At 73.8% G+C, this 22,205-nt stretch carries 25 protein-coding genes and 1 pseudogene; 9 read left to right on the forward strand and 17 right to left on the reverse strand.

Annotated elements, in window-relative coordinates; genetic code table 11:
• The first annotated feature begins 41 nt into the window (after positions 1-41).
• Complete coding sequence (locus AC1RNL_RS06050) at positions 42-446, forward strand: phage holin family protein (RefSeq protein WP_146354559.1); 405 nt, start codon at positions 42-44, stop codon at positions 444-446.
• 26 nt (positions 447-472) lie between these two features.
• On the opposite strand, the gene AC1RNL_RS06055 is transcribed toward AC1RNL_RS06050, so the two are convergent.
• Positions 473-2,101, reverse strand: coding sequence for a hypothetical protein (locus AC1RNL_RS06055; RefSeq protein ID WP_492934719.1), 1,629 nt, complete (start codon positions 2,099-2,101; stop codon positions 473-475).
• Positions 2,098-2,355, reverse strand: coding sequence for a hypothetical protein (locus AC1RNL_RS06060; protein ID WP_146354563.1), 258 nt, complete (start codon positions 2,353-2,355; stop codon positions 2,098-2,100). The genes AC1RNL_RS06055 and AC1RNL_RS06060 overlap by 4 nt, the downstream gene beginning before the upstream one ends.
• 125 nt (positions 2,356-2,480) lie before the next feature.
• On the opposite strand from AC1RNL_RS06060, the gene AC1RNL_RS06065 reads away from it, so the two are divergent.
• From AC1RNL_RS06065 to AC1RNL_RS06075, 3 genes are all read left to right on the forward strand, one after another.
• Entirely contained in the window at positions 2,481-2,993 is a 513-nt protein-coding gene (locus tag AC1RNL_RS06065) for a low molecular weight protein-tyrosine-phosphatase (RefSeq protein WP_225792633.1), read from the forward strand.
• A 9-nt stretch (positions 2,994-3,002) separates the two neighbouring features.
• Positions 3,003-4,382, forward strand: coding sequence for an adenylosuccinate lyase (gene purB / locus AC1RNL_RS06070; protein ID WP_492934720.1), 1,380 nt, complete (start codon positions 3,003-3,005; stop codon positions 4,380-4,382).
• Positions 4,383-4,449: 67 nt separating this feature from the next.
• The gene (locus AC1RNL_RS06075) at positions 4,450-5,466 is read left to right on the forward strand and encodes a zinc-binding dehydrogenase (protein ID WP_492934721.1); all 1,017 of its coding nucleotides are present in this window, start codon (positions 4,450-4,452) and stop codon (positions 5,464-5,466) included.
• Between the two features lie 87 nt (positions 5,467-5,553).
• Here AC1RNL_RS06075 and AC1RNL_RS06080 read toward each other — a convergent pair whose 3' ends face one another.
• The 6 genes from AC1RNL_RS06080 to AC1RNL_RS06105 all read right to left on the reverse strand — a co-directional run bounded on the left by AC1RNL_RS06080 (position 5,554) and on the right by AC1RNL_RS06105 (position 10,057).
• Positions 5,554-7,059: a catalase gene (locus AC1RNL_RS06080; RefSeq protein WP_492934722.1), complete on the reverse strand. Its 1,506-nt coding sequence runs from the start codon at positions 7,057-7,059 to the stop codon at positions 5,554-5,556.
• A gap of 128 nt (positions 7,060-7,187) precedes the next feature.
• The gene (locus AC1RNL_RS06085; protein ID WP_492934723.1) at positions 7,188-7,619 is read right to left on the reverse strand and encodes a Fur family transcriptional regulator; all 432 of its coding nucleotides are present in this window, start codon (positions 7,617-7,619) and stop codon (positions 7,188-7,190) included.
• A gap of 176 nt (positions 7,620-7,795) precedes the next feature.
• On the reverse strand, positions 7,796-8,635 hold the full coding sequence (locus AC1RNL_RS06090) for a sulfurtransferase (RefSeq protein ID WP_492934724.1): 840 nt from the start codon (positions 8,633-8,635) through the stop codon (positions 7,796-7,798).
• 23 nt (positions 8,636-8,658) lie between these two features.
• On the reverse strand, positions 8,659-9,264 hold the full coding sequence (locus tag AC1RNL_RS06095; protein WP_492934725.1) for a hypothetical protein: 606 nt from the start codon (positions 9,262-9,264) through the stop codon (positions 8,659-8,661).
• Positions 9,261-9,533, reverse strand: a complete 273-nt coding sequence (locus tag AC1RNL_RS06100) for an ABC transporter ATP-binding protein (RefSeq protein WP_128190465.1) — start codon at positions 9,531-9,533, stop codon at positions 9,261-9,263. The genes AC1RNL_RS06095 and AC1RNL_RS06100 overlap by 4 nt, the downstream gene beginning before the upstream one ends.
• Positions 9,530-10,057 carry a hypothetical protein gene (locus AC1RNL_RS06105; protein ID WP_492934726.1) on the reverse strand — a complete coding sequence of 176 codons (528 nt, stop codon included), beginning with the start codon at positions 10,055-10,057 and terminating at the stop codon, positions 9,530-9,532. The genes AC1RNL_RS06100 and AC1RNL_RS06105 overlap by 4 nt, the downstream gene beginning before the upstream one ends.
• A 166-nt stretch (positions 10,058-10,223) precedes the next feature.
• Between AC1RNL_RS06105 and AC1RNL_RS06110 the strand changes: the two genes are divergently transcribed.
• From AC1RNL_RS06110 to AC1RNL_RS06120, 3 genes are all read left to right on the forward strand, one after another.
• Positions 10,224-11,444: an amidohydrolase gene (locus AC1RNL_RS06110; protein WP_492934727.1), complete on the forward strand. Its 1,221-nt coding sequence runs from the start codon at positions 10,224-10,226 to the stop codon at positions 11,442-11,444.
• Positions 11,445-11,543: 99 nt separating this feature from the next.
• Entirely contained in the window at positions 11,544-12,122 is a 579-nt protein-coding gene (locus AC1RNL_RS06115; protein ID WP_492934728.1) for an NADPH-dependent FMN reductase, read from the forward strand.
• Between the two features lie 103 nt (positions 12,123-12,225).
• Positions 12,226-12,492: a YciI family protein gene (locus AC1RNL_RS06120; protein WP_310123145.1), complete on the forward strand. Its 267-nt coding sequence runs from the start codon at positions 12,226-12,228 to the stop codon at positions 12,490-12,492.
• A gap of 24 nt (positions 12,493-12,516) precedes the next feature.
• Here AC1RNL_RS06120 and AC1RNL_RS06125 read toward each other — a convergent pair whose 3' ends face one another.
• Together AC1RNL_RS06125 and AC1RNL_RS06130 are read right to left on the reverse strand one after the other, a co-directional pair.
• Positions 12,517-13,410 carry an Fpg/Nei family DNA glycosylase gene (locus AC1RNL_RS06125; protein WP_492934729.1) on the reverse strand — a complete coding sequence of 298 codons (894 nt, stop codon included), beginning with the start codon at positions 13,408-13,410 and terminating at the stop codon, positions 12,517-12,519.
• Between the two features lie 46 nt (positions 13,411-13,456).
• Positions 13,457-14,449, reverse strand: coding sequence for an NYN domain-containing protein (locus AC1RNL_RS06130; protein ID WP_492934730.1), 993 nt, complete (start codon positions 14,447-14,449; stop codon positions 13,457-13,459).
• Between the two features lie 114 nt (positions 14,450-14,563).
• Here AC1RNL_RS06130 and AC1RNL_RS06135 point away from each other — a divergent pair, with 114 nt between their 5' ends.
• Positions 14,564-15,250 carry a Type 1 glutamine amidotransferase-like domain-containing protein gene (locus AC1RNL_RS06135; RefSeq protein WP_492934731.1) on the forward strand — a complete coding sequence of 229 codons (687 nt, stop codon included), beginning with the start codon at positions 14,564-14,566 and terminating at the stop codon, positions 15,248-15,250.
• Here the strand turns inward: AC1RNL_RS06135 and AC1RNL_RS06140 are convergent.
• Positions 15,240-16,496: an MFS transporter gene (locus tag AC1RNL_RS06140; protein ID WP_492934732.1), complete on the reverse strand. Its 1,257-nt coding sequence runs from the start codon at positions 16,494-16,496 to the stop codon at positions 15,240-15,242. The two genes, AC1RNL_RS06135 and AC1RNL_RS06140, sit on opposite strands and share 11 nt — an antisense overlap.
• A 128-nt stretch (positions 16,497-16,624) precedes the next feature.
• On the opposite strand from AC1RNL_RS06140, the gene AC1RNL_RS06145 reads away from it, so the two are divergent.
• Positions 16,625-16,906: a Fe-S cluster assembly protein HesB gene (locus tag AC1RNL_RS06145; RefSeq protein WP_128189654.1), complete on the forward strand. Its 282-nt coding sequence runs from the start codon at positions 16,625-16,627 to the stop codon at positions 16,904-16,906.
• A 160-nt stretch (positions 16,907-17,066) separates the two neighbouring features.
• Here the strand turns inward: AC1RNL_RS06145 and dnaB are convergent.
• From dnaB to AC1RNL_RS06175, 6 genes and pseudogenes are all read right to left on the reverse strand, one after another.
• Positions 17,067-18,416, reverse strand: a pseudogene (dnaB, locus tag AC1RNL_RS06150) (replicative DNA helicase); the annotation flags it as partial.
• Between the two features lie 379 nt (positions 18,417-18,795).
• Positions 18,796-19,248, reverse strand: a complete 453-nt coding sequence (gene rplI, locus AC1RNL_RS06155) for a 50S ribosomal protein L9 (RefSeq protein ID WP_128189653.1) — start codon at positions 19,246-19,248, stop codon at positions 18,796-18,798.
• A gap of 12 nt (positions 19,249-19,260) precedes the next feature.
• Positions 19,261-19,515 (reverse strand): 30S ribosomal protein S18, encoded by a 255-nt coding sequence (gene rpsR / locus AC1RNL_RS06160; RefSeq protein ID WP_128189652.1) that lies wholly within the window; start codon positions 19,513-19,515, stop codon positions 19,261-19,263.
• 59 nt (positions 19,516-19,574) lie between these two features.
• The gene (locus AC1RNL_RS06165; RefSeq protein WP_128189651.1) at positions 19,575-20,114 is read right to left on the reverse strand and encodes a single-stranded DNA-binding protein; all 540 of its coding nucleotides are present in this window, start codon (positions 20,112-20,114) and stop codon (positions 19,575-19,577) included.
• Between the two features lie 2 nt (positions 20,115-20,116).
• Positions 20,117-20,515 (reverse strand): 30S ribosomal protein S6, encoded by a 399-nt coding sequence (rpsF, locus tag AC1RNL_RS06170; RefSeq protein WP_128189650.1) that lies wholly within the window; start codon positions 20,513-20,515, stop codon positions 20,117-20,119.
• Positions 20,516-20,724: 209 nt separating this feature from the next.
• Positions 20,725-22,191 (reverse strand): CCA tRNA nucleotidyltransferase, encoded by a 1,467-nt coding sequence (locus tag AC1RNL_RS06175; protein ID WP_492934733.1) that lies wholly within the window; start codon positions 22,189-22,191, stop codon positions 20,725-20,727.
• Between the last annotated feature and the right edge of the window lie 14 nt (positions 22,192-22,205).

The following is a 22,205-nucleotide window of genomic DNA, read 5'->3' on the forward strand; positions in this document are numbered from 1 at the left end:
GTCTCGGCTCGGTTGGGGGATATGGGTGCCATGATCTGGCCATGCGCTTCCTGCTCCGCGTGATCTTCACCGCCGTGGCGATCTGGCTCGTGACCCTCTTCGTGCCGGGCATCGAGATCGTGCCGTTCGGCGGCCAGTGGTGGCACCTCGCGGTGACGACGCTCGGCGTGGCGCTCGTGTTCGCGCTCGTGAACGCCACGATCGGCAACCTGATCCGCATCGTCGCGTTCCCGCTCTACATCCTCACGATCGGCATCGTGGCGCTCTTCGTGAACGCGTTCCTGCTGATGATCGTGCACTGGCTCTCGCAGCTCGTCGGCTACGGGATCGACGTCGAGAACTTCTGGTGGGGCATGCTCGCGGCGGTCTGCATCGCCTTCCTCACCTGGCTGATCACGATCGTGACGCGGCCGATCTTCGGCAAGGAGCGTCCTCGCGAGAGGTGAGCCCGGAGCGCTCAGCCTCGCGCAGCTCACTCGCGGTGCACGTGCACCCCGTACCCGGCGACCGGCGTGCCGGCCTCGGTGACCGTGCGCATCCGCTCGGTCCAGCGCGCGACCACGACGTCGTCGCGCGCGGCCCGGTGGAGCGTCTCGACGTACTCGTCCTGCGAGTGGCGGGCGGCGAAGCCCGTGCCGTGGCCGCCGGCGCTCTCGACGAGGATCTGCGGCGGGCCGCCGCCGTCGGCGAGGCCGTCGGCCGCGGGGGTCGGGTCGCCCGCGTGCGCGACCGCGAGCACCGCGACCTCGGGCGGGATCTCGGCGGTCGCCGACGGGGCGCCGATGAGCAGCGCCGACTCGACGTCGAAGCGGCCCGACGCGGCGACGTTCGCGACCGCGGCGCCGCCCTGCGAGTAGCCGAACAGGTCGACCGGGTCGTCGGGCCCGACGCCCGCGGCCACCATCGCCTCGGCCACCGCGGCGTCGGAGCCGACGAGCAGGTGCGGCGTCGAGGCCGCGTTCTCGACGTTCGCCGGCCCGTCGAGGCCCGTCGCCGGGTCGGTGCGGAAGGTCTCGGTGCCGCGCACGAACACCTGGAAGCGGCGCGAGCCGTCGGGCATGCGCAGCTCGTGCACGACGACCTGCTGCTCCTGGTCGCGGATGATCGCCATCGCCTGCCCCGGCGACGAGACCGGCCGCACCGGCGGCTGCACCGGGGTGACCGCGCCCGCCCGCACCGGCGACAGGCCGCCGCCCACCCGGAGGCCGAGCGCGGCGCCCGCGGCGAGCAGCGCGAGCTGCTCGTCCTGCCCGATCGCCGACTCGAGCCGCGCCGCGACCGGCAGCGGCACGCCGAGGAACCCCGCGAGCGCCTCGTCGGTCGACTCCATCGCGAGCCCGAGCGCGCCGACGAAGCCGGGCTGCGCGAGCAGCGCCTCGCTCGAGCGATCCCAGAACGACGCCGCCTGCGCCATGAGCTGCTCGACCGAGACGCCCGCGGCCTCCGCGTGGGCGAGCAGCGCCGCCGCGTGCTGCGGATGCGTCGCCGCGAGCCGGGCGGCGAGCGGCACGGCGACGAGGCCGATCGCGAGCGCCGCGCCCGCGCCCACCGCGAGCAGCGGCATCCACGCCGGCGCCGAGCCGACCGCCCCGGCCACGAGGCCCCGCGCGGCGACGCCGGCGCCCCACGCGACCCCGCCCGCGAGCTCCTCGACGAGCCGCAGCACGGCATCCGACGCCAGCTCGTAGGCGCGGCCGGCGAGCATCGTGTCGTCGTGCAGGCGGTCGAGCTCGACGACGAGCGCCTGCGCGGCCGCCGCCCGGTCGTCGATGGCGGCGGCGCAGTCGCGGAGCGCCGCGACCCTGATGCCGGGTGCCGACGCGTGCCCGAGGGGCGGCGCGGCGTGCAGCGCGCGCACCGCGTCGCGCACGCGCCAGGCCGCGTCGCGCAGCTGCGCGCACGCGGCACCCGTGACGCTCGGGTCCCACGCGACCTCCACGCCGGCCTTCGGCGCCGCCGGGGCCGCGGCCGCGGCGCCCCAGCCCGGGCCGCCGAACGATCCGCCCCCGCCCTCGTGGCCGCCGAAGGCGCCGCCGCCCGCGACCGGCCCGCCGAACGCGCCCCCGCCGCCGTCGCGCGCCTCGCCCCGGCCGCCGCTCACATCGCCCCCTCGATCGCGAGCGCGAGCACGCGCAGCTCGTGCTCCTCCGCCGAGAGCCGGTCGCGCAGCGCGAGCCCGCGCGCGTCGAACGCGTCGCGCGCGGGTCCGAGCCACGCCTCCTGCCCGCGCAGCACCACGAGGGACGCCGCGTCGTCGAGCAGCCGGCCGGCGCGCTGCACCGCCGCGATCGCCGCCCGCGCCTCGCCGGCGGCCTTCGCGCGCATGGCCGCCGCAGCCGCATCCGTCATCGTCATGGGCCCACCTCCGAGCCGCACCGTCGCATCCACCGGCCCGCGCCCGTTGCGCCCGACGGCGCCCCTGTGGACAGCGCTGCCGGCGACCGCCCCCGCGGCGTCCCGGGTTTGCCACAATGGGGCGTGTGACCATCGACCGGGAGTTCGCCGATGCGACCCGCTTCCGGGTCTGCTTCGTGTGCACCGGCAACATCTGCCGCTCGCCGATGGCGGCGACGGTCTTCGAGCAGCTCGCCAAGCGCCGCGGCGTCGCCGAGCGGCTCCTGGTCGCGAGCGCCGGCATCAGCGAGTACCACGTGGGCGAGACCGCCGACCCGCGCACGCTCGCGGCGCTCAGCGACGCGGGCTACGACGCCGTCGCCCACCGCGCCAAGCAGTTCAAGGCCAAGTGGCTCGACTCGTTCGACCTCGTGATCGCCTTCGACCGGGGCCAGGAGCGCGCGTTGCGCTCGCTCGCCCGCACCGACGAGCAGCACTCCAAGATCCGGCTGCTGCTGTCGTTCGACCCCGACGCCACCGGGCCCGACGTGCCCGACCCCTACTACTCGGAGGACGCGTTCTTCGGCACCGTCCTGCGCCAGATCGAGACCGCCGTCGGCAGGCTGTTCCGCCAGATCCAGCCCGCCATGCGCCCCTGAAGGAGCCCCATGTCGCTGCCCGCCCAGCCCCTCTCCCCCCTCGACGGCCGCTACCAGCGGCAGGTCGGGGGGCTCGCCGAGCACCTGTCGGAGGCGGGCCTCAACCGGGCCCGCGTGCACGTCGAGGTCGAGTGGCTGCTCTGGGTGGCCGAGCACCGGCTCTTCGGCGCGAGCCCGGTCGACGCCGCGGACGCGGATGCGCTGCGGCAGTGGGCGGCCGCGTTCGGCCAGGACGAGGTCGACTGGCTCGCCGGCAAGGAGGCCGTCACGCGGCACGACGTGAAGGCGGTCGAGTACCTCGTGCGCGAGCGGCTCTCGGAGCAGGGCCTCGAGCGGCTCTCGGAGGCGGTGCACATCGCCTGCACGAGCGAGGACATCAACAACCTCTCCTACGCCCTCACGATCCGCACCGCCGTGCAGGATGTCTGGATGCCGGCGCTGCGCGCCGTCATCGACCGCCTGCGCGAGCTCGCCGTCGAGCAGCGCGACCGCGCCATGCTGTCGCTCACGCACGGCCAGCCCGCGACGCCGACGACGCTCGGCAAGGAGCTCGCGGTCGTCGCCTGGCGCCTCGAGCGGCAGGCGAGGCGGATCGAGCAGGTCGAGGTGCTCGGCAAGTTCGCCGGCGCCACGGGCACCTTCTCGGCCCACGTCGTGGCCGAGCCCGACGCCGACTGGCCGGCCACCGCATCCGCCTTCGTCGAACACCTCGGGCTCACCTGGAACCCCCTCACGACGCAGATCGAGTCGCACGACTGGCAGGCCGAGCTCTTCGGCGCCATCTCGCACGCCGGGCGCATCCTGCACAACCTCGCCACCGACGTGTGGACCTACATCATGCTCGGCGCGTTCACGCAGATCCCGGTCGCCGGCGCCACCGGCTCGTCGACGATGCCGCACAAGATCAACCCGATCCGCTTCGAGAACGCCGAGGCCAACCTCGAGATCGCCTCGGCCATGCTCGAGTCGCTCTCGGCGACGCTCGTCACGAGCCGCCTGCAGCGCGACCTCACCGACTCGTCGACGCAGCGCAACATCGGCGTCGCGCTCGGCCACTCGCTGCTCGCGCTCGACAACCTGCGCCGCGGCCTCGGCGAGATCGCCGTCTCGGACGCCGCGCTCGACGCCGCGCTCGAGGGCAACTGGGAGGTGCTCGCCGAGGCGATCCAGACGGTCATCCGCGCCGAGGTGCTCGCGGGCCGCTCGTCGATCGCCGACCCCTACGCGCAGCTGAAGGAGCTCACCCGCGGGCAGCGCGTCGGCCAGGCCGAGCTCATCGCGTTCGTCGACGGGCTCGACATCTCGGATGCCGCCAAGGAGCGGCTGCGGGGCCTGACGCCCCACGCCTACACGGGCGTCGCGAGCGCGCTCGTCGACCGCCTGCCGTAGGCGCGCGCCGCCCGCGCCCGCGCCCGCGCTCGCCGCGCGCGCGGGCACCGCGTGCCAGGCTGGAGGCATGCGAGCGACCATCCTGCATGCCCCTGGAGACATCCGCGTCGAGGAGTGGGCCGACCCCGCGCTCGAGCGGCCGACCGACGCCATCGTGCGCGTCGTCGCCGGCTGCGTGTGCGGCTCCGACCTGTGGCCCTACCGCGGCGCGAACGAGGTGCCCGAGCCCCGCACGATCGGCCACGAGGCGATCGGCGTCGTCGAGGCGATCGGTCCCGACGTCGCGCGCGTGCGCGTCGGCGACTTCGTCATCGTGCCCTTCGACCACTGCTGCGGCCGCTGCGTGCACTGCCTCGCCGGCCAGACGCAGGGCTGCGTCGAGCTCGCGATGACCGGCAGCGGCCAGGCCGAGCTGACGCGCGTGACGAACGCCGACGCCACGTGCTTCGTGCTCGACGAGGCGCCCGCGCCCGAGCAGCACGCGGCGGTGCTCGCCCTCAGCGACGTGCTGCCGACCGGCTACCACGCGGCCGTCTCGGCCGGCGTCGTGCCCGGCTCGACCGCGGTCGTCGTCGGCGACGGCGCCGTCGGCCTGTGCGGCGTGCTCTCGGCGAGGCGCCTCGGCGCCGAGCGCATCATCGCCCTCTCGCGCAACCCCGAGCGGCAGCGCATCGCGACCGCCTCCGGCGCGACCGACCTCGTGGCCGAGCGCGGCGACGACGCGGTCGAGGCGGTGCGCGAGCTCACCGACGGGGTGGGGGCGGATGCGGTGCTCGAGTGCGTGGGCACCGAGCAGTCGATGCTCACAGCGTTCGGCGCCGCCCGCCCCGGCGCCACGGTCGGCTTCGTCGGCGTGCCGCACGGCGTGCAGATCCCCTGGCCGACGGCGTTCCGCGGCAACATCGGGCTCCGCGGCGGCATGGCGCCGGTCGTGCGCTACCTGCCCGAGCTCGTGCCGGCCGTGCTCGCCGGCGACCTCGACGCATCCGCCGTCTTCGACCTCGAGCTGCCGCTCGACGAGGCCGCCGAGGCCTACCGGGCGATGGACGAGCGGCGCGCGGTGAAGGTGCTGCTGCGCCCCTGAGGCCTGCCATCGCGCCACACGCCCGACGCGACGCGGCCCGCCCCCGCGAGGTGCCGGTGCGGGCCGCGGGCGCGAGGGCGCCGTGGATCAGAAGACGGCGGGCGTGCGCACCGGCTCCGACGCGAGCGACGTGCGGGGCTCGTCGATCGGGGTCAGCCCCGCCTCGACGCGCGCGCCGAGGCCCGCGTCGACGCTCTTCCAGTACTGGATGGCGCGGGCGCGGATCTCGGGCACGCGCGTCTTGCCGACGTGGCCGACGATGTTCGCCACGAGCCGCTCGCGCTCGGGGTCGGTGAGCACCTCGCGCACGAGCGTGCCGGCCTGGCCGAAGTCGTCGTCCTCGGGGTGCAGGGTGGCGGCAGCGCGGATCAGCTCCCCGTCGCTCTGCCACCCGCGGTCGTCACCGGCCGCAGCCGCATCCGCCGCCGGTCCGCCGAAGGAGTTCGGCGCGTACACGGGCGCCGACGCGGGCCGGAAGCCGTGGCGCATCGAGCCCTCCTTGTCGTAGGAGTGCACCTCGGTCGCCCGCGCGGCGTTCACCGGCAGCTCGGCGTGGTTGACGCCGATGCGGTAGCGGTGCGCGTCGGCGTAGCTGAAGATGCGCGCCTGCAGCATCTTGTCGGGGCTCGCCGCGATGCCGGGCACGAAGTGGGCGGGGCTGAACGCCGCCTGCTCGATCTCGGCGAAGTAGTTCCCGGGGTTGCGGTCGAGCGTCATGCGGCCCACCTCGATGAGCGGGTAGTCGCCGTGCGGCCACACCTTCGTCAGGTCGAAGGGGTTGAAGCGGTAGGTCGCGGCGTCGGCGTACGGCATGACCTGCACCGAGAGCGTCCAGGACGGGAAGTCGCCCTCCTCGATCGCCGAGTAGAGGTCGCGGATGTGGTGGTCGGCGTCGCTGCCGGCGAGTTCGTCGGCCTCCGCCTGCGGCAGGAACGCGTTGCCCTGGTCGGTCTTGAAGTGGTACTTCACCCAGAAGCGCTCGCCGTCGGCGTTGATCCACTGATAGGTGTGCGAGCCGAAGCCGTCCATGTGGCGCCAGCTCTTCGGCAGGCCGCGGTCGCCCATGAGCCACGTGACCTGGTGCGCCGACTCGGGGCTCAGGGTCCAGAAGTCCCACTGCATGTCGTTGTCGCGCAGGTGCGAGCCCGGCAGGCGCTTCTGCGAGTGGATGAAGTCGGGGAACTTGATGCCGTCCTTGATGAAGAAGACGGGGGTGTTGTTGCCGACGAGGTCGTAGTTGCCCTCGGTCGTGTAGAACTTCAGCGCGAACCCGCGCGGGTCGCGCCACGTGTCGGGGCTGCCCTGCTCGCCGGCGACGGTCGAGAAGCGGGCGAGCATCTCGGTCTCGACGCCCGGCTGGAAGAGCGCGGCGCGCGTGTACGCGCTCACGTCGCCCGTCGTGACGAACCGGCCGTAGGCGCCGCCGCCCTTGGCGTGCACCACGCGCTCCGGCACGCGCTCCCGGTTGAAGTGGGCGAGCTTCTCGACCAGGTAGTGGTCGGTGAGCGCGATCGCGCCGTCGGCGCCGACGCTCTGCGAGTGCGCGTCGCTCGCGATCGGGGTGCCGACGCTGTTCGTGGTGGGTGTCGTCATGCTTCCTCTTCCGTTGCGTGTCGTTGGTCAGGTCTGGGTGCGCGCGGTCGCGCGGGCGCGGTCGCGACGTCGGCGGTGCGGATGGGCGACGGTGCCCGCGTCGTCGGGTGCGGCCCCGACGGGGCCGGTCAGGCGGCGTCCGCCTCCCGGCCGCCGCAGTCGGCGCAGACGCCGACGAACGTCACCTCCGCCGCCTGCACGGTGAAGCCGGGCGGGGCGTCGGCGTGCAGGCAGGGGGCCTCGCCGATGACGCAGTCGACGTCCTCGACGCGGCCGCAGCGCGCGCACAGCGCGTGGTGGTGGTTGTCGTCGACGCGGCGCTCGTAGCGGGCCGGCGAGCGCTCGGGCTCGAAGCGGCGCAGGAGCCCGGCGGCGGTGAGGTCGCCGAGCACGTTGTGCACCGACTGCACCGAGGTGTCGTGGCCTGCGGCCTCGAGCGCGCAGTGCACGCTCTCGGCGTCGGCGTGCGGCATGCGCTCGAGCACGTCGAGCACCGCGAGCCGCCCCTGCGTGACGCGGAGGCCCCGCTCGCGGAGCAGCTCGGCGTCGGTCTCGGTCACGCTCCCCACCCTAGCCACAATCGTGAACCGCTCAAAGAAGCGGCGCGCCGGTGCGCGTGCGCTGCGCGCCGCCCGCGCCGACTGGGGCGGCTGCGCCCGAGCGGGGCCGGCGCGCCCGACCTAGTCGGGCGCAGCGGCCCCACTCGCCGGCCGCTGGGCTGCCAGCAGCGGCCGCGTCAGGCGCCGGTCGCGACCGGGCGGCCCGAGTCGGCACGGCCCCACTCCGACCACGAGCCGTCGTAGACGGCCACCTCGCGGCCGGCGAGCGTCGCGGCCAGCGCGATCACGGCGGCGGTCACGCCCGAGCCGCAGCTCGCGACGATCGGCCGCTCCCCCGCCGCCGCCCGCAGCCGCTCGGCGAGCTGCTCCGGGGGCAGCATGCGGCCGCCCGGGGCGAGCGTCGCGTAGTGCAGCGATCCCGCGCCCGGCATGTGGCCGGCGCGCACGCCCTCGCGCGGGTCGGGCTCGTCGCCCGAGAACCGGCTCGGCGAGCGGGCGTCGAGCACCGCGGCCTCGCCCGAGGCGAGCGCGGCCGCGACGGCGTCCGCGTCGACGAGCGCCGACGCATCCCACCGCACGACGACGTCGCCGTCGCGACCGGTCGACGCCGCGACCGGTGCGAGCGGATGCCCCGCGTCGGTCCAGGCGGGCAGGCCCCCGTCGAGCACGGCCGCGTCGATGCCTGCGGCCCGCAGCATCCACCAGGCGCGGGCGCTCGAGAACAGCCCGGCCGCGTCGTAGGCGACGACCCGGTCGCCCGCGCGCACCCCGATCGCGCGGAGCGCGCGCTCGAAGTCGGCCGGCGCGGGCATGTCGTGCACGCCCACCGGGCCGAGCCCATCCGACTCGTCGTGGCGCGAGAAGGCGCCCTCGAGGTCGAAGCGCACGGCGCCCGGGATGCCGTCGGCCGGCAGCGGGTCGCCCGAGCCCGGCGGCGCCATGCTCGCGTCGAGCACGACGAGGTCGTCGTCGCGCAGGTGCTCGGCCAGCCAGTCGACGTCCACGAGATCGCGCATGCGACCCAGCCTGCCAGGCCGGGTCAGCGCTGCTCGTCGGGGAACGCCGTGATGATCTGGCCGGAGCCGAGGCCGACGCCGACCGTGACCATCCAGGAGCGCTGCACCTCGCCGCCCTCCACGTGCTCGACGAGCACGTCGTAGTTGACGATGTCGTCGCGGTACGCCTCGACGCGCGTCGGCTGCTCGAGCGCGCGGTCGATCGCGAACCACGCGACGTCCTCCCACTCGGCGCCGATGAGCGCCGCGAGCTCGTCGAAGTCGCCCGTGTGGCCGTCGGCGATGTGCCGCCAGCCCGCGCCGTCGGCGTTGCCGCACGTCATGCGCGCCTCGCCCGCGCGCACGTCGAGCTCGGGCCACGCGGCCCGGTCGAACAGCTCGAGCGTCTCGCGCCCCGACTCGCCCTCGCACTCGCCGTCGGGGTCGACGTCGTCGGCGACGGGGTCGAACACCCGCCCCTCGGCCGTCAGGTGCGGGCCGTCCGGTGCGGATGCGTCGCGGGGCGTGCCGCTCCCGGTCGCGGTCGGCTGCGGCGCAGGCCCGAGGGCCGACATCGAGCAGCCCGCGAGCGCGAGCGCGAGCACCAGCGCCGCGAGGGCGCCCGCGCCGACGGGCGCTGCGCGCCTCACCGCTCGAAGCCCTCGCGCTTGTCGAGGTCGGCCGCCGAGCGGCCCTTCGGCTTGATCGCGAGCATCAGCGTCGCCGTGATGAGGAGCGTGCCGATGAAGCCGACGCCCCCGAACACGAGCGCGAGCACGACGTCGCGCACCGACAGCAGGATCACGAGTCCCACGAACGCGCCCGCGACGGCGGCGAACGCCAGGTACTCGAAGGGCTTCAGCTGCTGCCGCCGCGTGGGCTGGATGGGTCCGTCGTCGTGCTGCTGCTGCTCGCTCATGCCTCGCTCCGCTCGCTCGTGGTGCGCGCCGGGCGTGCGGAGAGCGCCGCGAGCGCGTGGTAGACGCCGACGATGACGGCGTAGGCGCCGAGCATGCCGGTGAGGGTGACGGCGTCGCGCACGAAGGCGAACACCAGCCCCAGGATGATCGCGAGCACGCCGACGGCGCGCCAGTCGTGCACGAGCCGCAGCGTGCGCTGGTCGGTCTCGCCCCGCATCCGCCACCAGCCGCGCAGCTCCAGCGCGCCGGTGACGAGCGCCCACGCCGCGACCAGCAGGCCGAGCGATGTCTCGGTGGGCGCGGCGAGCGCGAGCACCACCGCGACGACGGCGACGAGCGCCGACCACGCAGCGGCCGGCACCGGCCAGCGAGCCGCGCCCGCAGGCACGAGCGCGCGGCCGAGCCACAGCGCCGCGGCGGTGCCGCCGGCCAGCACGGCGAGCGTCACGAGCCCGACGAGCGGCGAGTGCAGCGGGATGAAGGGCAGCGGCAGGCCGACGACGAGGGCCGGCACTGCGCGCATCGCAGGGAGGTGCCACGGAAGCAGCCTCTGCGAGGTGCTCGGTTGGGCGGTCACGGCTCTCCTCACGGTTCCCCCCGATCCTATCGCCGGTGCGGCACGCGGCCCGGCGCCGGAGCGCGGCGGCAGGACCGCCCCGGGCGGGCGCCGCCGCGGCTAGCCTGGCCGCATGACCCTCGAGCGCCACCGCCCCTTCATCGAAGACCTCTACCGCGAGCTGCACGCGCACCCCGAGCTCTCGCTGCGCGAGCACCGCACCGCGGCACGCATGGCCGAGCTGCTGCGCGAGGCGGGCTACGAGACGCACGAGCAGGTCGGCGAGTCGACCGGCGTCGTCGGCATCCTCCGCCGCGGCGAGGGCCCGACGGTGCTGCTGCGCGCCGACATGGACGGCCTGCCGGTGACCGAGGTCGAGCAGGTGCCCTACCGCTCGACCGAGACCGACGACTGGGAGGGCCAGCGGGTGGGCGTCATGCACGCGTGCGGCCACGACACCCACATGGCCTCGCTGCAGGGAGCCCTGCGCGTGCTCGCCGAGCAGGACGACTGGTCGGGCACGATCGTCGCCGTCTTCCAGCCCGCGGAGGAGCTCATCACCGGCGCGCTCACGATGCAGGAGGGGCTGCGCGAGCTGCTGCCCGACGGCATCGACATCGCGCTCGGCCAGCACGTCTTCCCGGGCGCCGCCGGCGAGGTCTTCACGGCGCCCGGCCCCGTCATGGCCGGCAGCGACCACGTCATCGTCACCGTGCACGGCCGCGGCGGCCACGGATCGCAGCCCGAGAAGACGATCGACCCGATCGTGCTCGCCGCCTCGATGGTCGTGCGCCTGCAGACGATCGTGTCGCGCGAGGTCGCGCCGTCCGACCGAGCGGTCGTCACGGTCGGCACGTTCCACGCCGGCACGAAGCAGAACATCATCCCCGAGCACGCGCGCTTCGAGATCAACATCCGCACCTTCGAGCAGCCCGTGCGCGACAAGGTGCTCGCCGCGATCGAGCGCATCGTGCAGGGCGAGGCGCAGGCCGCCGGCGCGCCGCCCGCGACGATCGAGGCAGGCCCCGCGGCACCCCTCACCATCAACGACGACGTGGCGGCGGCGAAGCTCGGCGTCGCGTTCGACGCGGAGTTCGGCGAGCAGCACCTGCCCCAGGAGCCCGTGCTCGGCTCGGAGGACTTCAGCGACCTCCCCGCGACGTGGGGCGCGCCCTACGTCTACTGGGTCTACGGCGGCTTCGACGCCGAGACGGTCGCCTCGGCGCGGGAGCGCGGCACCTTCGACGTCGACGTGCCCTCGAACCACTCGCCGAACTTCATCCCCGTGATGCAGCCGACGCTCGACACGGCGACCCGCGCGATGGTCACGGCCGCCCGCACCTTCCTGGGCTGAGCCGGGCCCGGGGCGCCGGGAATATCTGATATCCGACGGGGCGTTGGCCCAGACGGCGCAGCATCGCGCCGCACCCTGATCCACGTCCCGAGGAGACCCATGTCCCAGCGCCCCCAGGTCGGCATCATCGTCGGCAGCACCCGTCCCGTCCGCGTCGGTCGCCCGGTCGCCGACGAGATCGCGACGCTCATCGAGGCCGCGGGCGGCGACGCCGTCATGCTCGACCTGGCCGAGATCGCGCTGCCGCTGCTCGACGAGGCGCTGCCGCCGGCCTCCGGCGTGCGCAGCCAGCCGCACTCGGTCGCCTGGGCCGAGCGCATCGACGCGCTCGACGGCGTCGTGTTCCTCACCCCCGACTACAGCAGCGGCTACCCGGCGGCGCTCAAGAACGCGATCGACTACCTGAAGGCCGAGTGGGTCGACCTGCCCGCCGTCGTCGTCTCCTACGGCTGGTCGGGCGGCGCCTCGGCCGCCGCGCAGCTCACCGCCGTGCTCTCCTACATCGGCCTCGACCTGCAGGGCGAGGGCGTGCGGATGCCGTTCCAGCCGACCGACTTCGACGACGCGATGCGCATGGTCGACGCGAGCGCGTTCGTCGCCCGCTCCGCCGAGCCGCTCCGCGCGGCCGTCGCGCAGCTGGTCGAGGTCTCGGCGCAGGCGGAGCGCACCGCGGCCTGACCGCACCGCGCACACGACGGGCGGATGCCCTGCTCACCCGGGCGGGGCATCCGCCCGTCCGTCATGTGCGGGCGGGCCCGCCGCCACTGCCTAGGCTGAGTGCATGATCGCCGTCATCACCGCCTTCTCGGACGACCCGGCGCGCCTCGAGCTGCGCCCCCGCCACCGCGAGCTGCTGCAGGGCCTGCACGAGCGCGGCCTGCTCGCCGCCGCCGGCCCCTTCGAGGACCAGTCGGGCGCGCTGCTGCTCTTCCACTCGGACGACGTCGACGAGGTCAAGGCGGCCCTCGCCGAGGACCCGTACTACGAGGCGCCGGGCGTGCGGGTCGTGACGATCCAGCCGTGGACCGTCGTCGCCGGCAGCCTCTGAGCCGCAGCCCGCAGAGGGCAGCCGTCAGCGGCGCACGCCCAGCCGCGACAGCACGCGATCGGCGAGCGGCTTGCCGCCCGTCTGGCAGGTCGCGCAGTACTCGAAGGTGCTGTCGGCGTAGATGACCTGCCGCACGGTGTCGCCGCACACGGGGCACGCCTCGCCCTTGCGGCCGTGCACGCGCAGCCCCTGCCGCTTCTCGGCCTTGAGCGACGAGGCCGTGACGCCGCGCGCCCGCTCGACCGCCTCGCCGAGCACCTGCTGCAGCGCCTCGTAGAGGCGGTGCACGTCGTCGGCCGGCATCGACGCCGGGTGGAACGGCGACATGCGCGCCGCGTGCAGGATCTCGTCGGAGTAGGCGTTGCCGATGCCGGCGATGCGGCGCTGGTCGCGCAGGACGCCCTTGATCTGGGCACGGCCGGCGTGCGCGAGGATGCCGGCGAAGCGCTCCTCGGTGAACGCCGGATCCAGCGGCTCGGGACCGAGCGTCGCGATCGAGAGCACCTGGTCGGGGTGCGCGACGACGTGGATGGCGAGCCGCTTCTGCGTCGCCTGCTCGGTGATGTCGACGCCGTCGCCGCCCACGCCCTCGTCGCCCTCGCGCCGCTCGAGCACGATGCGGGCGGCGAGCGGACCCCGGCCGCGCCCCGCGGTCGGGCTCGGCGCCGCGTCGCGCCACCGCACCCATCCGGACCGCGCGAGGTGCACGACGAGGTGCAGCCCGCTGTCGACCGAGAGCACGAGGTGCTTGCCCCGGCGGCCGACGGCGGTGAAGGCCGTGCCGTGCAGCGCGTCGACGGGCGGGTCGAAGGTCTTGAGCGCGGCGATCGACGGCACGTCGACGCGGCGGATCGTGCGGCCGATCAGGCGCTCGCCCAGATCGGCCGCCAGGGCCTCGACCTCCGGCAGCTCCGGCATGCATCCATCCTGCACGCCACGGCTGACAGCGCGACGAGCGGATGGGCTACTGGCTCTTCAGCTTCAGCAGGCGCGCCTGCCCCTCCTCGCGCACCTCGACGAGCGCGCCGCGCGCGCCGATGAAGTCCGAGAAGGAGCGGTGGCCGAGCGACTTCTCGTTGAAGACCGGGTCCATGCGCTTCATCTGCTCCTTGACGACGTTGGCGTGCAGCCACTCGTCGTCGCCCTTCTGGTGCAGGATGCGCAGGGCCCGCTCGAGCAGGCCCGTCGCGGCGTCGCCGCGCTGCTCGGGCGTCATCGCGACCTCGTCCTGCGCCTGGGCGACCGACTCGCTCGTCGCGCGACGGCGGCGGCGGGCCGGCGGCTGCTCGGGCGCGGCGACGGCCTCCGCCTCGGCCTGGATCTGCTTCGCCTCGGCGGGCGTGGGCTCCGGCGCATCCGGCTCGCCCTCGGGCTCGTCGAGCGCGACCGGCTCGATGCCGGGCAGCGCGTCGTAGTCGGCGAACTCGTCGCACGCGGCGGCGAGGGACTTCGAGGTGCTGCCGGCGACGCCGATGCCGACCATGTAGCGGCCGAGCCGCTTCGTGCGCTGCGCGAGCGCGATGTAGTCGCTGTCGCCGGCGACGACGACGACGTGGGTGATGTTGTCGAGGCGGAAGAGATCCTCGACCACGTCGATCGAGAGGCGGATGTCGGCGCCGTTCTTGAGCGAGCGGGTGGTCGGGAACATCTGCACGAGGTCGACCGCGCGCGCGAGCAGCTGGTCGCGGTAGGCCGCGTGCGCGGGCACCGACCAGTCGGCGTAGGCGCGGCTCAGCACGATCGATCCGTAGCTCGAGGCGTAGTCGATGATGGCGCCGAGGTCGACGGTGGCCTGCGAGAAGCGCGTGCGCGCCTTCGACTCGCGGCCGTCGGCGGGCAGCGTGCGCACGCGATCGGTGTGGAAGGCGCCGCGGCCGTGGAGCTGGTCGTAGCGGGAGATGAGGATGTTGTCGAAGTCGATGTAGACGGCGACACGCGCCTCGGAGTCGGTGGGCATGGCCCCAGTCTGGCAGGCGCCCGCCCGCACCACCGCTGGCGGCCCCGGTGTACGCTCGGGCGCGCAGCGCGGCTCGGCGGATGCGCGTGCGCACGGCGACGACGGAAGGCCCTCGTGAAGCTCCTCCTCACCTCCTCGGGCATCAGCAACCCGAGCATCGCGGCGGCGCTCGAGGCGCTGCTCGGCAAGCCCGTCTCGGAGTCGACGGCGCTCCTCATCCCCACCGCCGTGCATCCGTTCCCCGGGGGCGGGTCGATTGCGTGGGAGGCGATCCGCGGCGAGGCCGACAGCCCGCTCGCGAACCTCGGGTGGAAGTCGGTGGGGGTCCTCGAGCTCACCGCGCTCCCCACGATCCGCGAGGAGAGCTGGGTGCCCGCGGTGCGCGAGGCGGACGCGCTGCTCGTCTGGGGCGGCGACGTGCTCTACCTCTGCCACTGGATGCGGCGGTCGGGGCTCGCCGATCTGCTGCCGTCGCTGACCGACGCCGTCTACGTCGGCGTGAGCGCGCGCAGCATCGCGGCGACCGCGCGCAACTGCGACGCCGAGTTCGACCTCGAGCTCGTGCCCGAGGGCAGCGACATGGCCTCGGAGGCCGACCGGACCCTCGGGCTCGTCGACGTCGCGCTCTACCCGCACCTCGACCGCCCGGGCATGGAGGACGCGGCGCTCGCCAGCATCGAGCGCTGGGCGGCGGGAATCCCGGAGCCGACCTACGCCATCGACGACCAGACGGCCATCGCCGTGGTCGACGGCGAGGTCGAGGTCGTCTCCGAGGGCAGCTGGCGGCTCATCACGCCCTGAGCGGGTCGTCCTCCCGCAGGAACGCCGCGGCGATCTCGCGCCGGTGCACGCCGAGCACCCACCAGGTGCCGAGCCCGGCGACCGTGGCGAGCGCCCCGCCGAACACCATCGCGCTCGGCAGGTCGAGGAGCGACGCCACCACGCCGCCGCTCACCGAGCCGAGCGGGATGCTGCCCCAGAGCACGGTGCGGTAGGCGCCCTGCACCCGCCCGAAGAGCGCATCCGGGATGAGCACCTGCCGCACCGACATGACCTGCACGTTGAAGGCGCTCACCGCGAGCGCGCCGAGCGGCCACAGGACGAGCGTCACCCAGAGGGTCGGCCAGAGCCCGATGCCCACGAGCGTCGCGCCGCACAGCGTGCCGCTCACGCCCATCGCGGCCGTGCGGCCGAGCAGGCGGGTGAGCGCCGGCGACAGCAGCGCGCCGAGCACGGCGCCCACGCCCATCGCGGCGAGCAGCAGGCCGAAGGCGGCCTCGTCGATGCCGAGCACGTCGAGGGCGAAGAGCACGGCGATGCCGTTCGCGACCGAGTTGCCGAAGGCGCCGAGCCCCGTCACCCACACGAGCTGCCGCAGGATGCGGTGGTGCAGCAGCCAGCCGAGGCCCTCGCGGATGTCGGCGGCGAGGGTCGCCGGCGCGCCGCGCTCGGGCGCGAACGAGCCGCGCACCGTCACGACGAGCGTCGCGGCGACGACGTACATCGCGATGGCGGCGCCGAGCGGCAGCACCGCCGTCAGCGCGAACAGCAGCGCGCCGAGCGGCGCGCCGAGGAACAGGTTGCTCACCGACTCGGCGGTCGACAGCAGCGAGTTGCCCCGCTCGAGCTGGTCGCGGCGCACCACGCGCGGCAGCAGCGCTCGCGCCGCGTTGTCGTAGACCGTCTCGGCCACGCCGAGCAGGAAGGCGGCGACGTAGAGGACGCCGATGCTCGCCCAGCCCGTCGCGAGCGCGACCGCGAGCCCCAGCAGGATCGCGGCGCGGGCGAGGTTGGCCCCCTGCATCGCGCGCCGCCGGTCGATGCGGTCGACGAGCGCGCCCGCGGGGATCGCGAACAGCAGCCAGGGCAGGAACGCGAGCGACGCCACGAGCGACACGAGCAGCGGATCCCGGGTGAGGCTCGCCGCGACGAGCGGCAGCGCCGCCTGCAGCATGCCGTCGGCGAGGTTCGAGCCGGTCGACGAGGCGAACAGGCGCCAGAAGCCGGTGCCGAGCCGGCGCGGCCCGGCTGCTCCATCGGTGGTCACGATCCCCGAGTCTGCCCTGTCGGCGGGCGGCGGATGCGCGCCGCCGACACGCCCGGGACCTGCCCGCGGGTTGCGTGGCCGGCCCGGGCACGGCATCGTGGCCGACTCGCCAATGGAGAGGAGCAGCCATGCTCACCCTGACCGACAACGCCCAGGCCGTCATCAACGGCATCGTCGCGAACGCCGAGGCAGCCCCGACCGGCGGCATCCGCATCTCGCAGGACCTCGAGGGCGCCGGCCTCAACGTGACCGTCGCTCCCGCGCCCGAGGCCGACGACCAGGTCGTCGAGGCTGCCGGCGCGAAGGTCTTCCTCGACCCGTCGGCTGCCGTCACGCTCGACGACAAGGTGCTCGACGCATCCGCGGCCCCCGACGGCCGCGTCGACTTCGCGGTCGGCCAGCAGGGCTGACCGCAGCCAGACGAGGAAGGGCCCGGCCGCTCGGCCGGGCCCTTCCTCGTGCTCAGCCCTCGACGGGCGGCGGCTCCTGCGGGGCGCCGTACGGGCTGCCGCCGAACGGCGTGCCGCCTGGCGGCATGGCGGGGGCGCCGCCCTCACCCGCGCCCATGCCCGGTGCGATGTCGACGAAGCGGGCCAGGTGGCCGTGGAAGGCGACCGGGATCGTCTTGGTGGGGCCGCCGCGGTGCTTGGCGACGATGATGTCGGCCTCGCCGGGGCGGATGTCGCGGTCGTAGGCGTCCTCGCGGTGCAGCAGCATCACGATGTCGGCGTCCTGCTCGATCGAGCCCGACTCGCGGAGGTCGCTGATCGCGGGCTTCTTGTCGCCGCGCTGCTCAGGGCCTCGGTTGAGCTGCGAGAGCGCGATGACCGGCACCTGCAGCTCCTTCGCGAGCAGCTTGAGCGAGCGCGAGAACTCCGAGACCTCCTGCTGGCGCGACTCGACCTTCTTGCCGCTCGTCATGAGCTGCAGGTAGTCGACGACCACCATCTTGAGGCCCGCCTGCTGCTTGAGCCGGCGGCACTTCGCCCGGATCTCGACGAGCGTCAGGTTGGGGCTGTCGTCGATGTAGAGCGGCGCGTCGTTGATGCGGCCGCGCACCTGCGCGAGCGTGGTCCAATCGCGGCCCTCGATCGCGCCCTTGCGGAGCTTCTGCAGCAGGATGCTCGACTCGGCCGAGAGCAGCTTCATCGCGATCTCCGTGCGGCCCATCTCGAGCGAGAAGAAGACCGAGGGCAGGTCGTTCTTGATCGAGCACGAGCGCACGAGGTCCATCGCGAGCGTCGACTTGCCGAGGCCCGGTCGGGCGGCGACGACGATGAGCTGGCCCGGGTGGAGGCCGTTCGTGAGCTCGTCGAGCTCGCGGAAGCCGGTCGGCACGCCGGTCATGACGCCGTCGAGGCCCTTCGCGGCCTCGATCTCCTCGATCGCCGACTCGACGGCGAGGCTGAGCGGCACGTAGTCCTCGGACTGGTCCTCGCCCATCACCGAGTAGATCTCGGCCTGCGCGTGGTTGACGAGGTCGGTGACCTCGCCCTCCGACGCGTAGCCCATCTGCACGATGCGCGTGCCGGCCTCGACGAGCCGCCGCAGCACGGCCTTCTCGGCGACGATCTCGGCGTAGTAGCCGGCGTTGGCCGCGGTCGGCACCATCGACGTGAGCGAGTGCAGGTACTGCACGCCGCCCGCGCGCGAGAGCATCGCGGTCTTCGTCAGCTCGTCGGCGACGGTGATGACGTCGGTGGGCTCGCCGCGCGAGTAGAGGGAGAGGATCGCCTCGTAGACGATCTCGTGCTTCGGCTGGTAGAAGTCGTTGCCCCGCACGGTCTCGAGGCAGTCGGCGACGGCGTCCTTCGACAGCAGCATGCCGCCGATGGCCGACTGCTCGGCGAGCATGTCGTGCGGCGGGGTGCGCTCGCTGTAGCGGCTCTCGTCGAGCCCGATCTCCGCCAGATCCGTCACGCGTCCCCCTTCGCTGTCGACGATGCCGCAGGCGACCCACACCGCGCGGGAGGGGAGCCTTCCACAGGCTAGGAGCGCTGCCGCGCGAGGGCGAATCGCTCTGTGGACAGGCTTGTGGAGAGCTGGGGACAACGCCGTGCGGCGCGCCGACGCGCGCCGGTCCCACCTGTGCACAGATCTGTGGAATCGAACGCGGGATCACCGTCCAAACCGCCTCTGACCGGGCATTTCCGTTTCCACACCCCGTGGGGAGAAGCGTGTGTCAAGTACACGTTGAGACTTTGCGTCGCGGGCTCGATTTGACACGCGTCCGGCCCGTCGCAGAACGACTAAGGGCCCGCATCCGTGATGGATGCGGGCCCTCGGCAGCGTGCGGTCGCTACTTGGCAGCGACCACGCGGACCGTGATCTGGGCGACGATGTCGTCGCGCAGACGAGCCGTCGCCTGGTGGTCGCCCACCGCGCGGATCGGCGTCGGGATCTCGATGACGCGCTTGTCGACGGAGCCGTGACCGGCTGCCTCGACGGCGTCGGCGATGTCCTTCGTCTGGATCGAGCCGAACAGGCGGCCCTCGGTGCCGGCCTTGACCTTCACCGTGACGGGGTTCGCCTCGAGGCGGGCGCGGAGGTCCTGCGCCTCCTCGATCGTGGCGTGCTCGCGTGCGACGCGGGCGGCCTTGATCTGCTCGACCTGCTTCTCGCCGCCGCGCGACCACGCGACAGCCAGGCCCTGGGGCACGAGGTAGTTGCGGGCGAACCCGTTCTTCACCTCGACGACATCACCAGCGGAGCCGAGGCCGGAGACCTCGTTCGTGAGAATCAGCTTTGCCATGGTTCAGCCCCCTCAGCGTCCGGCGCCCGAGTAGGGCAGGAGCGCCATCTCGCGCGCGTTCTTGATCGCCTTGGCGATCAGGCGCTGCTCCTGCACCGACACGCCGGTGATGCGACGGGCGCGGATCTTGCCGCGCTCCGAGATGAACTTCTTGAGCGTCGCGACGTCCTTCCAGTCGATGACGCCGACCCTGATCGCCTTCGCGGGGGCGAGGTTCTTGCCGCCCTTCGGGCCCCGCGGCTTGCGGTTCTGCGGCTTGCCAGCCATTGTTCCTTCTTTCGTGCTCGGGACTGCCGTCCCGGGAGTGCATAGGTGGGCGAGAGGCCTTAGAAGGGCGTCTCGTCGTTGTAGGAGGTGCCGGGCGCTCCCCAGACGTCGCCGCCCGACTGCTGCGCGGCCGGCTGGCCCCACGGCTCGTCGGCGGCCTGCTGGGGCTGGCCGAAGCCGCCGCCCTGGCCGACCTGGCCCTGCCCGCCGCCGGAGCTGCGGCCAGCGCCGCCGCCCGTCGTGCGGGTGACCTGCGCGGTCGCGTAGCGGAGCGAGGGGCCGATCTCGTCGACCTCGAGCTCGATGACGGTGCGCTTCTCGCCCTGCTGCGTCTCGAACGAGCGCTGCTTCAGGCGACCCTGCGCGATGACGCGCGAGCCCTTCGACAGGCTCTGCGACACGTGCTCAGCGAACTCGCGCCACACCGACGCGCGGAGGAACAGCGCCTCGCCGTCCTTCCACTCGTTCGCCTGGCGGTCGAACGTGCGGGGGGTCGACGCGATCGTGAAGTTCGCCACCGCGAGACCGTTCTGCGTGTAGCGCAGCTCCGGGTCGGCAGTCAGGTTGCCGACGACCGTGATGATCGTCTCGCCAGCCATGACTACTCGGCCTCGACCTCTGCGGCGGGCGCAGCGGGCTCGGCAGCGGGGGCCTTGGCGGCCTTCGCGGCCTTGGCCTCGGCGTGGCGCTTGGAGGCGCCGGTCTGCGTGACGGCCTCCTCGGCGCGGAGGACCTTCGTGCGCATGACGGCCTCGGACAGCTTCAGCTGTCGGTCCAGCTCGTTCGTGGAGGCCGACTCGGCCGTGAAGTTCACGACGGCGTAGATGCCCTCGGTCTTCTTGTCGATCTCGTAGGCCAGGCGGCGACGGCCCCAGATGTCGACGCTCTCGATCGTGCCGCCATCGTTGCGGATCACGCCCAGGAACTTGTCGAGCGACGGGGCGACAGTGCGCTCGTCCACCTCCGGGTCGAGAATCACCATCAGCTCGTACTGCTGCATGCTTCACCCACCTCCTTCGGACTAGAACGGCTGCAGACGGTCTGCAGCAGGAGGGTTGCATGGTGCGGGGGCCTCGCGCTCGAGGACGAGCGGAGCCCGCGCAACCTGGCGATCCTACCGCACCCGCGCATCCGCGCGCCAGAGCGGGATCCGACGCCCGCGACGGACGTCGGCGCTGGTCGCAGCGGAGACCCGAGAGGGTCTCCGCTCTAGAGGTCCACCGCGCGCGCCGCCCACCACTCGCGCAGGATCGCCTCGGCGCGCTCCTCGCCGAGCGGCCCGTGCTCGAGCCGCTGCTCGAGCAGCATCCGGTAGGCCTCCCCCACCTCGCGGCCGGGGCCGATGCCGAGCACGGCCATGATCCGCTCGCCGTCGAGGTCGGGGCGCACCGCGTCCATCTCCTCCTGCTCGCGGAGCTCGGCGATGCGCCGCTCGAGGTCGTCGTAGGCGAAGTCGAGCCGCTCGGCCTTCCGGCGGTTGCGGGTCGTCACGTCGGAGCGCGTGAGGATGTGCAGCCGCTCGAGCAGCGGGCCCGCGTCGCGCACGTAGCGCCGCACCGCCGAGTCGGTCCACGCCTGCTCGCCGTAGCCGTAGAAGCGCAGGTGCAGCTCGACGAGCCGCGCGACCGCCTTCACGGTGTCGTTGTCGAAGCGCAGAGCCTTCAGCCGCTGCTTCGCCAGGCGCGCGCCGACGAGGTCGTGCTGGTGGAAGGTGACGGTGCGGCCCTCGATGCGCCGCGTGGCCGGCTTGCCGATGTCGTGCAGCAGCCCCGCGAGGCGCGAGACGAGGTCGGGCGCCGCGCCGGGGCTCCGCGAGCCCTCGAGGTCGATCCCCTGCTGCAGCACGGTGAGCGAGTGCTCGTAGACGTCCTTGTGGTGCGCGTGCTCGTCGGCCTCGAGCCGCAGCGCCGGCACCTCCGGCAGCACGATGTCGAGGATGCCCGTGTCGGTCAGCAGGCGGATGCCCGGCACGGGGCGGGCGGTGAGGAGCAGCTTGGTGAGCTCGTCGCGCACGCGCTCGGCGGAGATGTCGCGGATGCGCGGGGCGAGCGCCGTCATCGCCTCGACCACGCGGGGGGCGACGTCGAAGCCGAGCTGCGCGGCGAAGCGCGCGGCGCGCATCATGCGCAGCGGGTCGTCGTCGAAGGAGCGCTCCGGCGCCTGCGGGGTGTCGAGCACGCGCTGCAGCAGGTGCTCGAGGCCGCCGCCGACGTCGACGAGCTGCGGCGACGCATCCGCCCCCGCTCCCCCGCCGCGCACCGGCGTCACCCGCAGCGCCATGGCGTTGACGGTGAAGTCCCGCCGCACGAGGTCGTCCTCGAGCGCGTCGCCGAAGGCGACCTGCGGCTTGCGCGAGACCCCGTCGTACTGGTCGGCGCGGTAGGTGGTGATCTCGATCGTCTCGGCGCCGATGCGCGCGGCGATGGTGCCGAACTCGCGCCCGACGTCCCACGTGGCCTCGGCGAGCGGCTCGACGATCGCGAGGATCTCGTCGGGCGTCGCGCTCGACGCGAAGTCGAGGTCGGTGACGGGCCGGTCGAGGAAGGCGTCGCGCACCGGGCCGCCGACGAGCGACAGCTCGTGGCCCGCGGCCGCGAACGCCTCGGCGAGCTGCGCCGTGGGCGCGGCGGCGACGAGCGCGTGCAGTCGCGCGGTCGCCTCGGCCATGTCGGTCACGACCGCCCATTCTG

It is taken from the genome of Agrococcus sp. GW821-FHT14H11, from assembly GCF_058803545.1.

Excerpts from the sequence above, each read along its gene's own strand:
- rpsF (WP_128189650.1), bottom strand. The coding sequence starts at position 20,515 with ATGCAGCAGTACGAGCTGATGGTGATTCTCGACCCGGAGGTGGACGAG.
- AC1RNL_RS06145 (WP_128189654.1), top strand. The coding sequence starts at position 16,625 with ATGCTCACCCTGACCGACAACGCCCAGGCCGTCATCAACGGCATCGTC.
- AC1RNL_RS06110 (WP_492934727.1), top strand. The coding sequence starts at position 10,224 with ATGACCCTCGAGCGCCACCGCCCCTTCATCGAAGACCTCTACCGCGAG.
- AC1RNL_RS06080 (WP_492934722.1), bottom strand. The coding sequence starts at position 7,059 with ATGACGACACCCACCACGAACAGCGTCGGCACCCCGATCGCGAGCGAC.
- purB (WP_492934720.1), top strand. The coding sequence starts at position 3,003 with ATGTCGCTGCCCGCCCAGCCCCTCTCCCCCCTCGACGGCCGCTACCAG.
- AC1RNL_RS06105 (WP_492934726.1), bottom strand. The coding sequence starts at position 10,057 with ATGCGCGCAGTGCCGGCCCTCGTCGTCGGCCTGCCGCTGCCCTTCATC.
- AC1RNL_RS06050 (WP_146354559.1), top strand. The coding sequence starts at position 42 with ATGCGCTTCCTGCTCCGCGTGATCTTCACCGCCGTGGCGATCTGGCTC.
- AC1RNL_RS06060 (WP_146354563.1), bottom strand. The coding sequence starts at position 2,355 with ATGACGATGACGGATGCGGCTGCGGCGGCCATGCGCGCGAAGGCCGCC.
- AC1RNL_RS06130 (WP_492934730.1), bottom strand. The coding sequence starts at position 14,449 with ATGCCCACCGACTCCGAGGCGCGTGTCGCCGTCTACATCGACTTCGAC.
- AC1RNL_RS06120 (WP_310123145.1), top strand. The coding sequence starts at position 12,226 with ATGATCGCCGTCATCACCGCCTTCTCGGACGACCCGGCGCGCCTCGAG.
- AC1RNL_RS06165 (WP_128189651.1), bottom strand. The coding sequence starts at position 20,114 with ATGGCTGGCGAGACGATCATCACGGTCGTCGGCAACCTGACTGCCGAC.
- AC1RNL_RS06115 (WP_492934728.1), top strand. The coding sequence starts at position 11,544 with ATGTCCCAGCGCCCCCAGGTCGGCATCATCGTCGGCAGCACCCGTCCC.
- rpsR (WP_128189652.1), bottom strand. The coding sequence starts at position 19,515 with ATGGCTGGCAAGCCGCAGAACCGCAAGCCGCGGGGCCCGAAGGGCGGC.
- AC1RNL_RS06075 (WP_492934721.1), top strand. The coding sequence starts at position 4,450 with ATGCGAGCGACCATCCTGCATGCCCCTGGAGACATCCGCGTCGAGGAG.
- rplI (WP_128189653.1), bottom strand. The coding sequence starts at position 19,248 with ATGGCAAAGCTGATTCTCACGAACGAGGTCTCCGGCCTCGGCTCCGCT.
- AC1RNL_RS06090 (WP_492934724.1), bottom strand. The coding sequence starts at position 8,635 with ATGCGCGATCTCGTGGACGTCGACTGGCTGGCCGAGCACCTGCGCGAC.
- AC1RNL_RS06125 (WP_492934729.1), bottom strand. The coding sequence starts at position 13,410 with ATGCCGGAGCTGCCGGAGGTCGAGGCCCTGGCGGCCGATCTGGGCGAG.
- AC1RNL_RS06100 (WP_128190465.1), bottom strand. The coding sequence starts at position 9,533 with ATGAGCGAGCAGCAGCAGCACGACGACGGACCCATCCAGCCCACGCGG.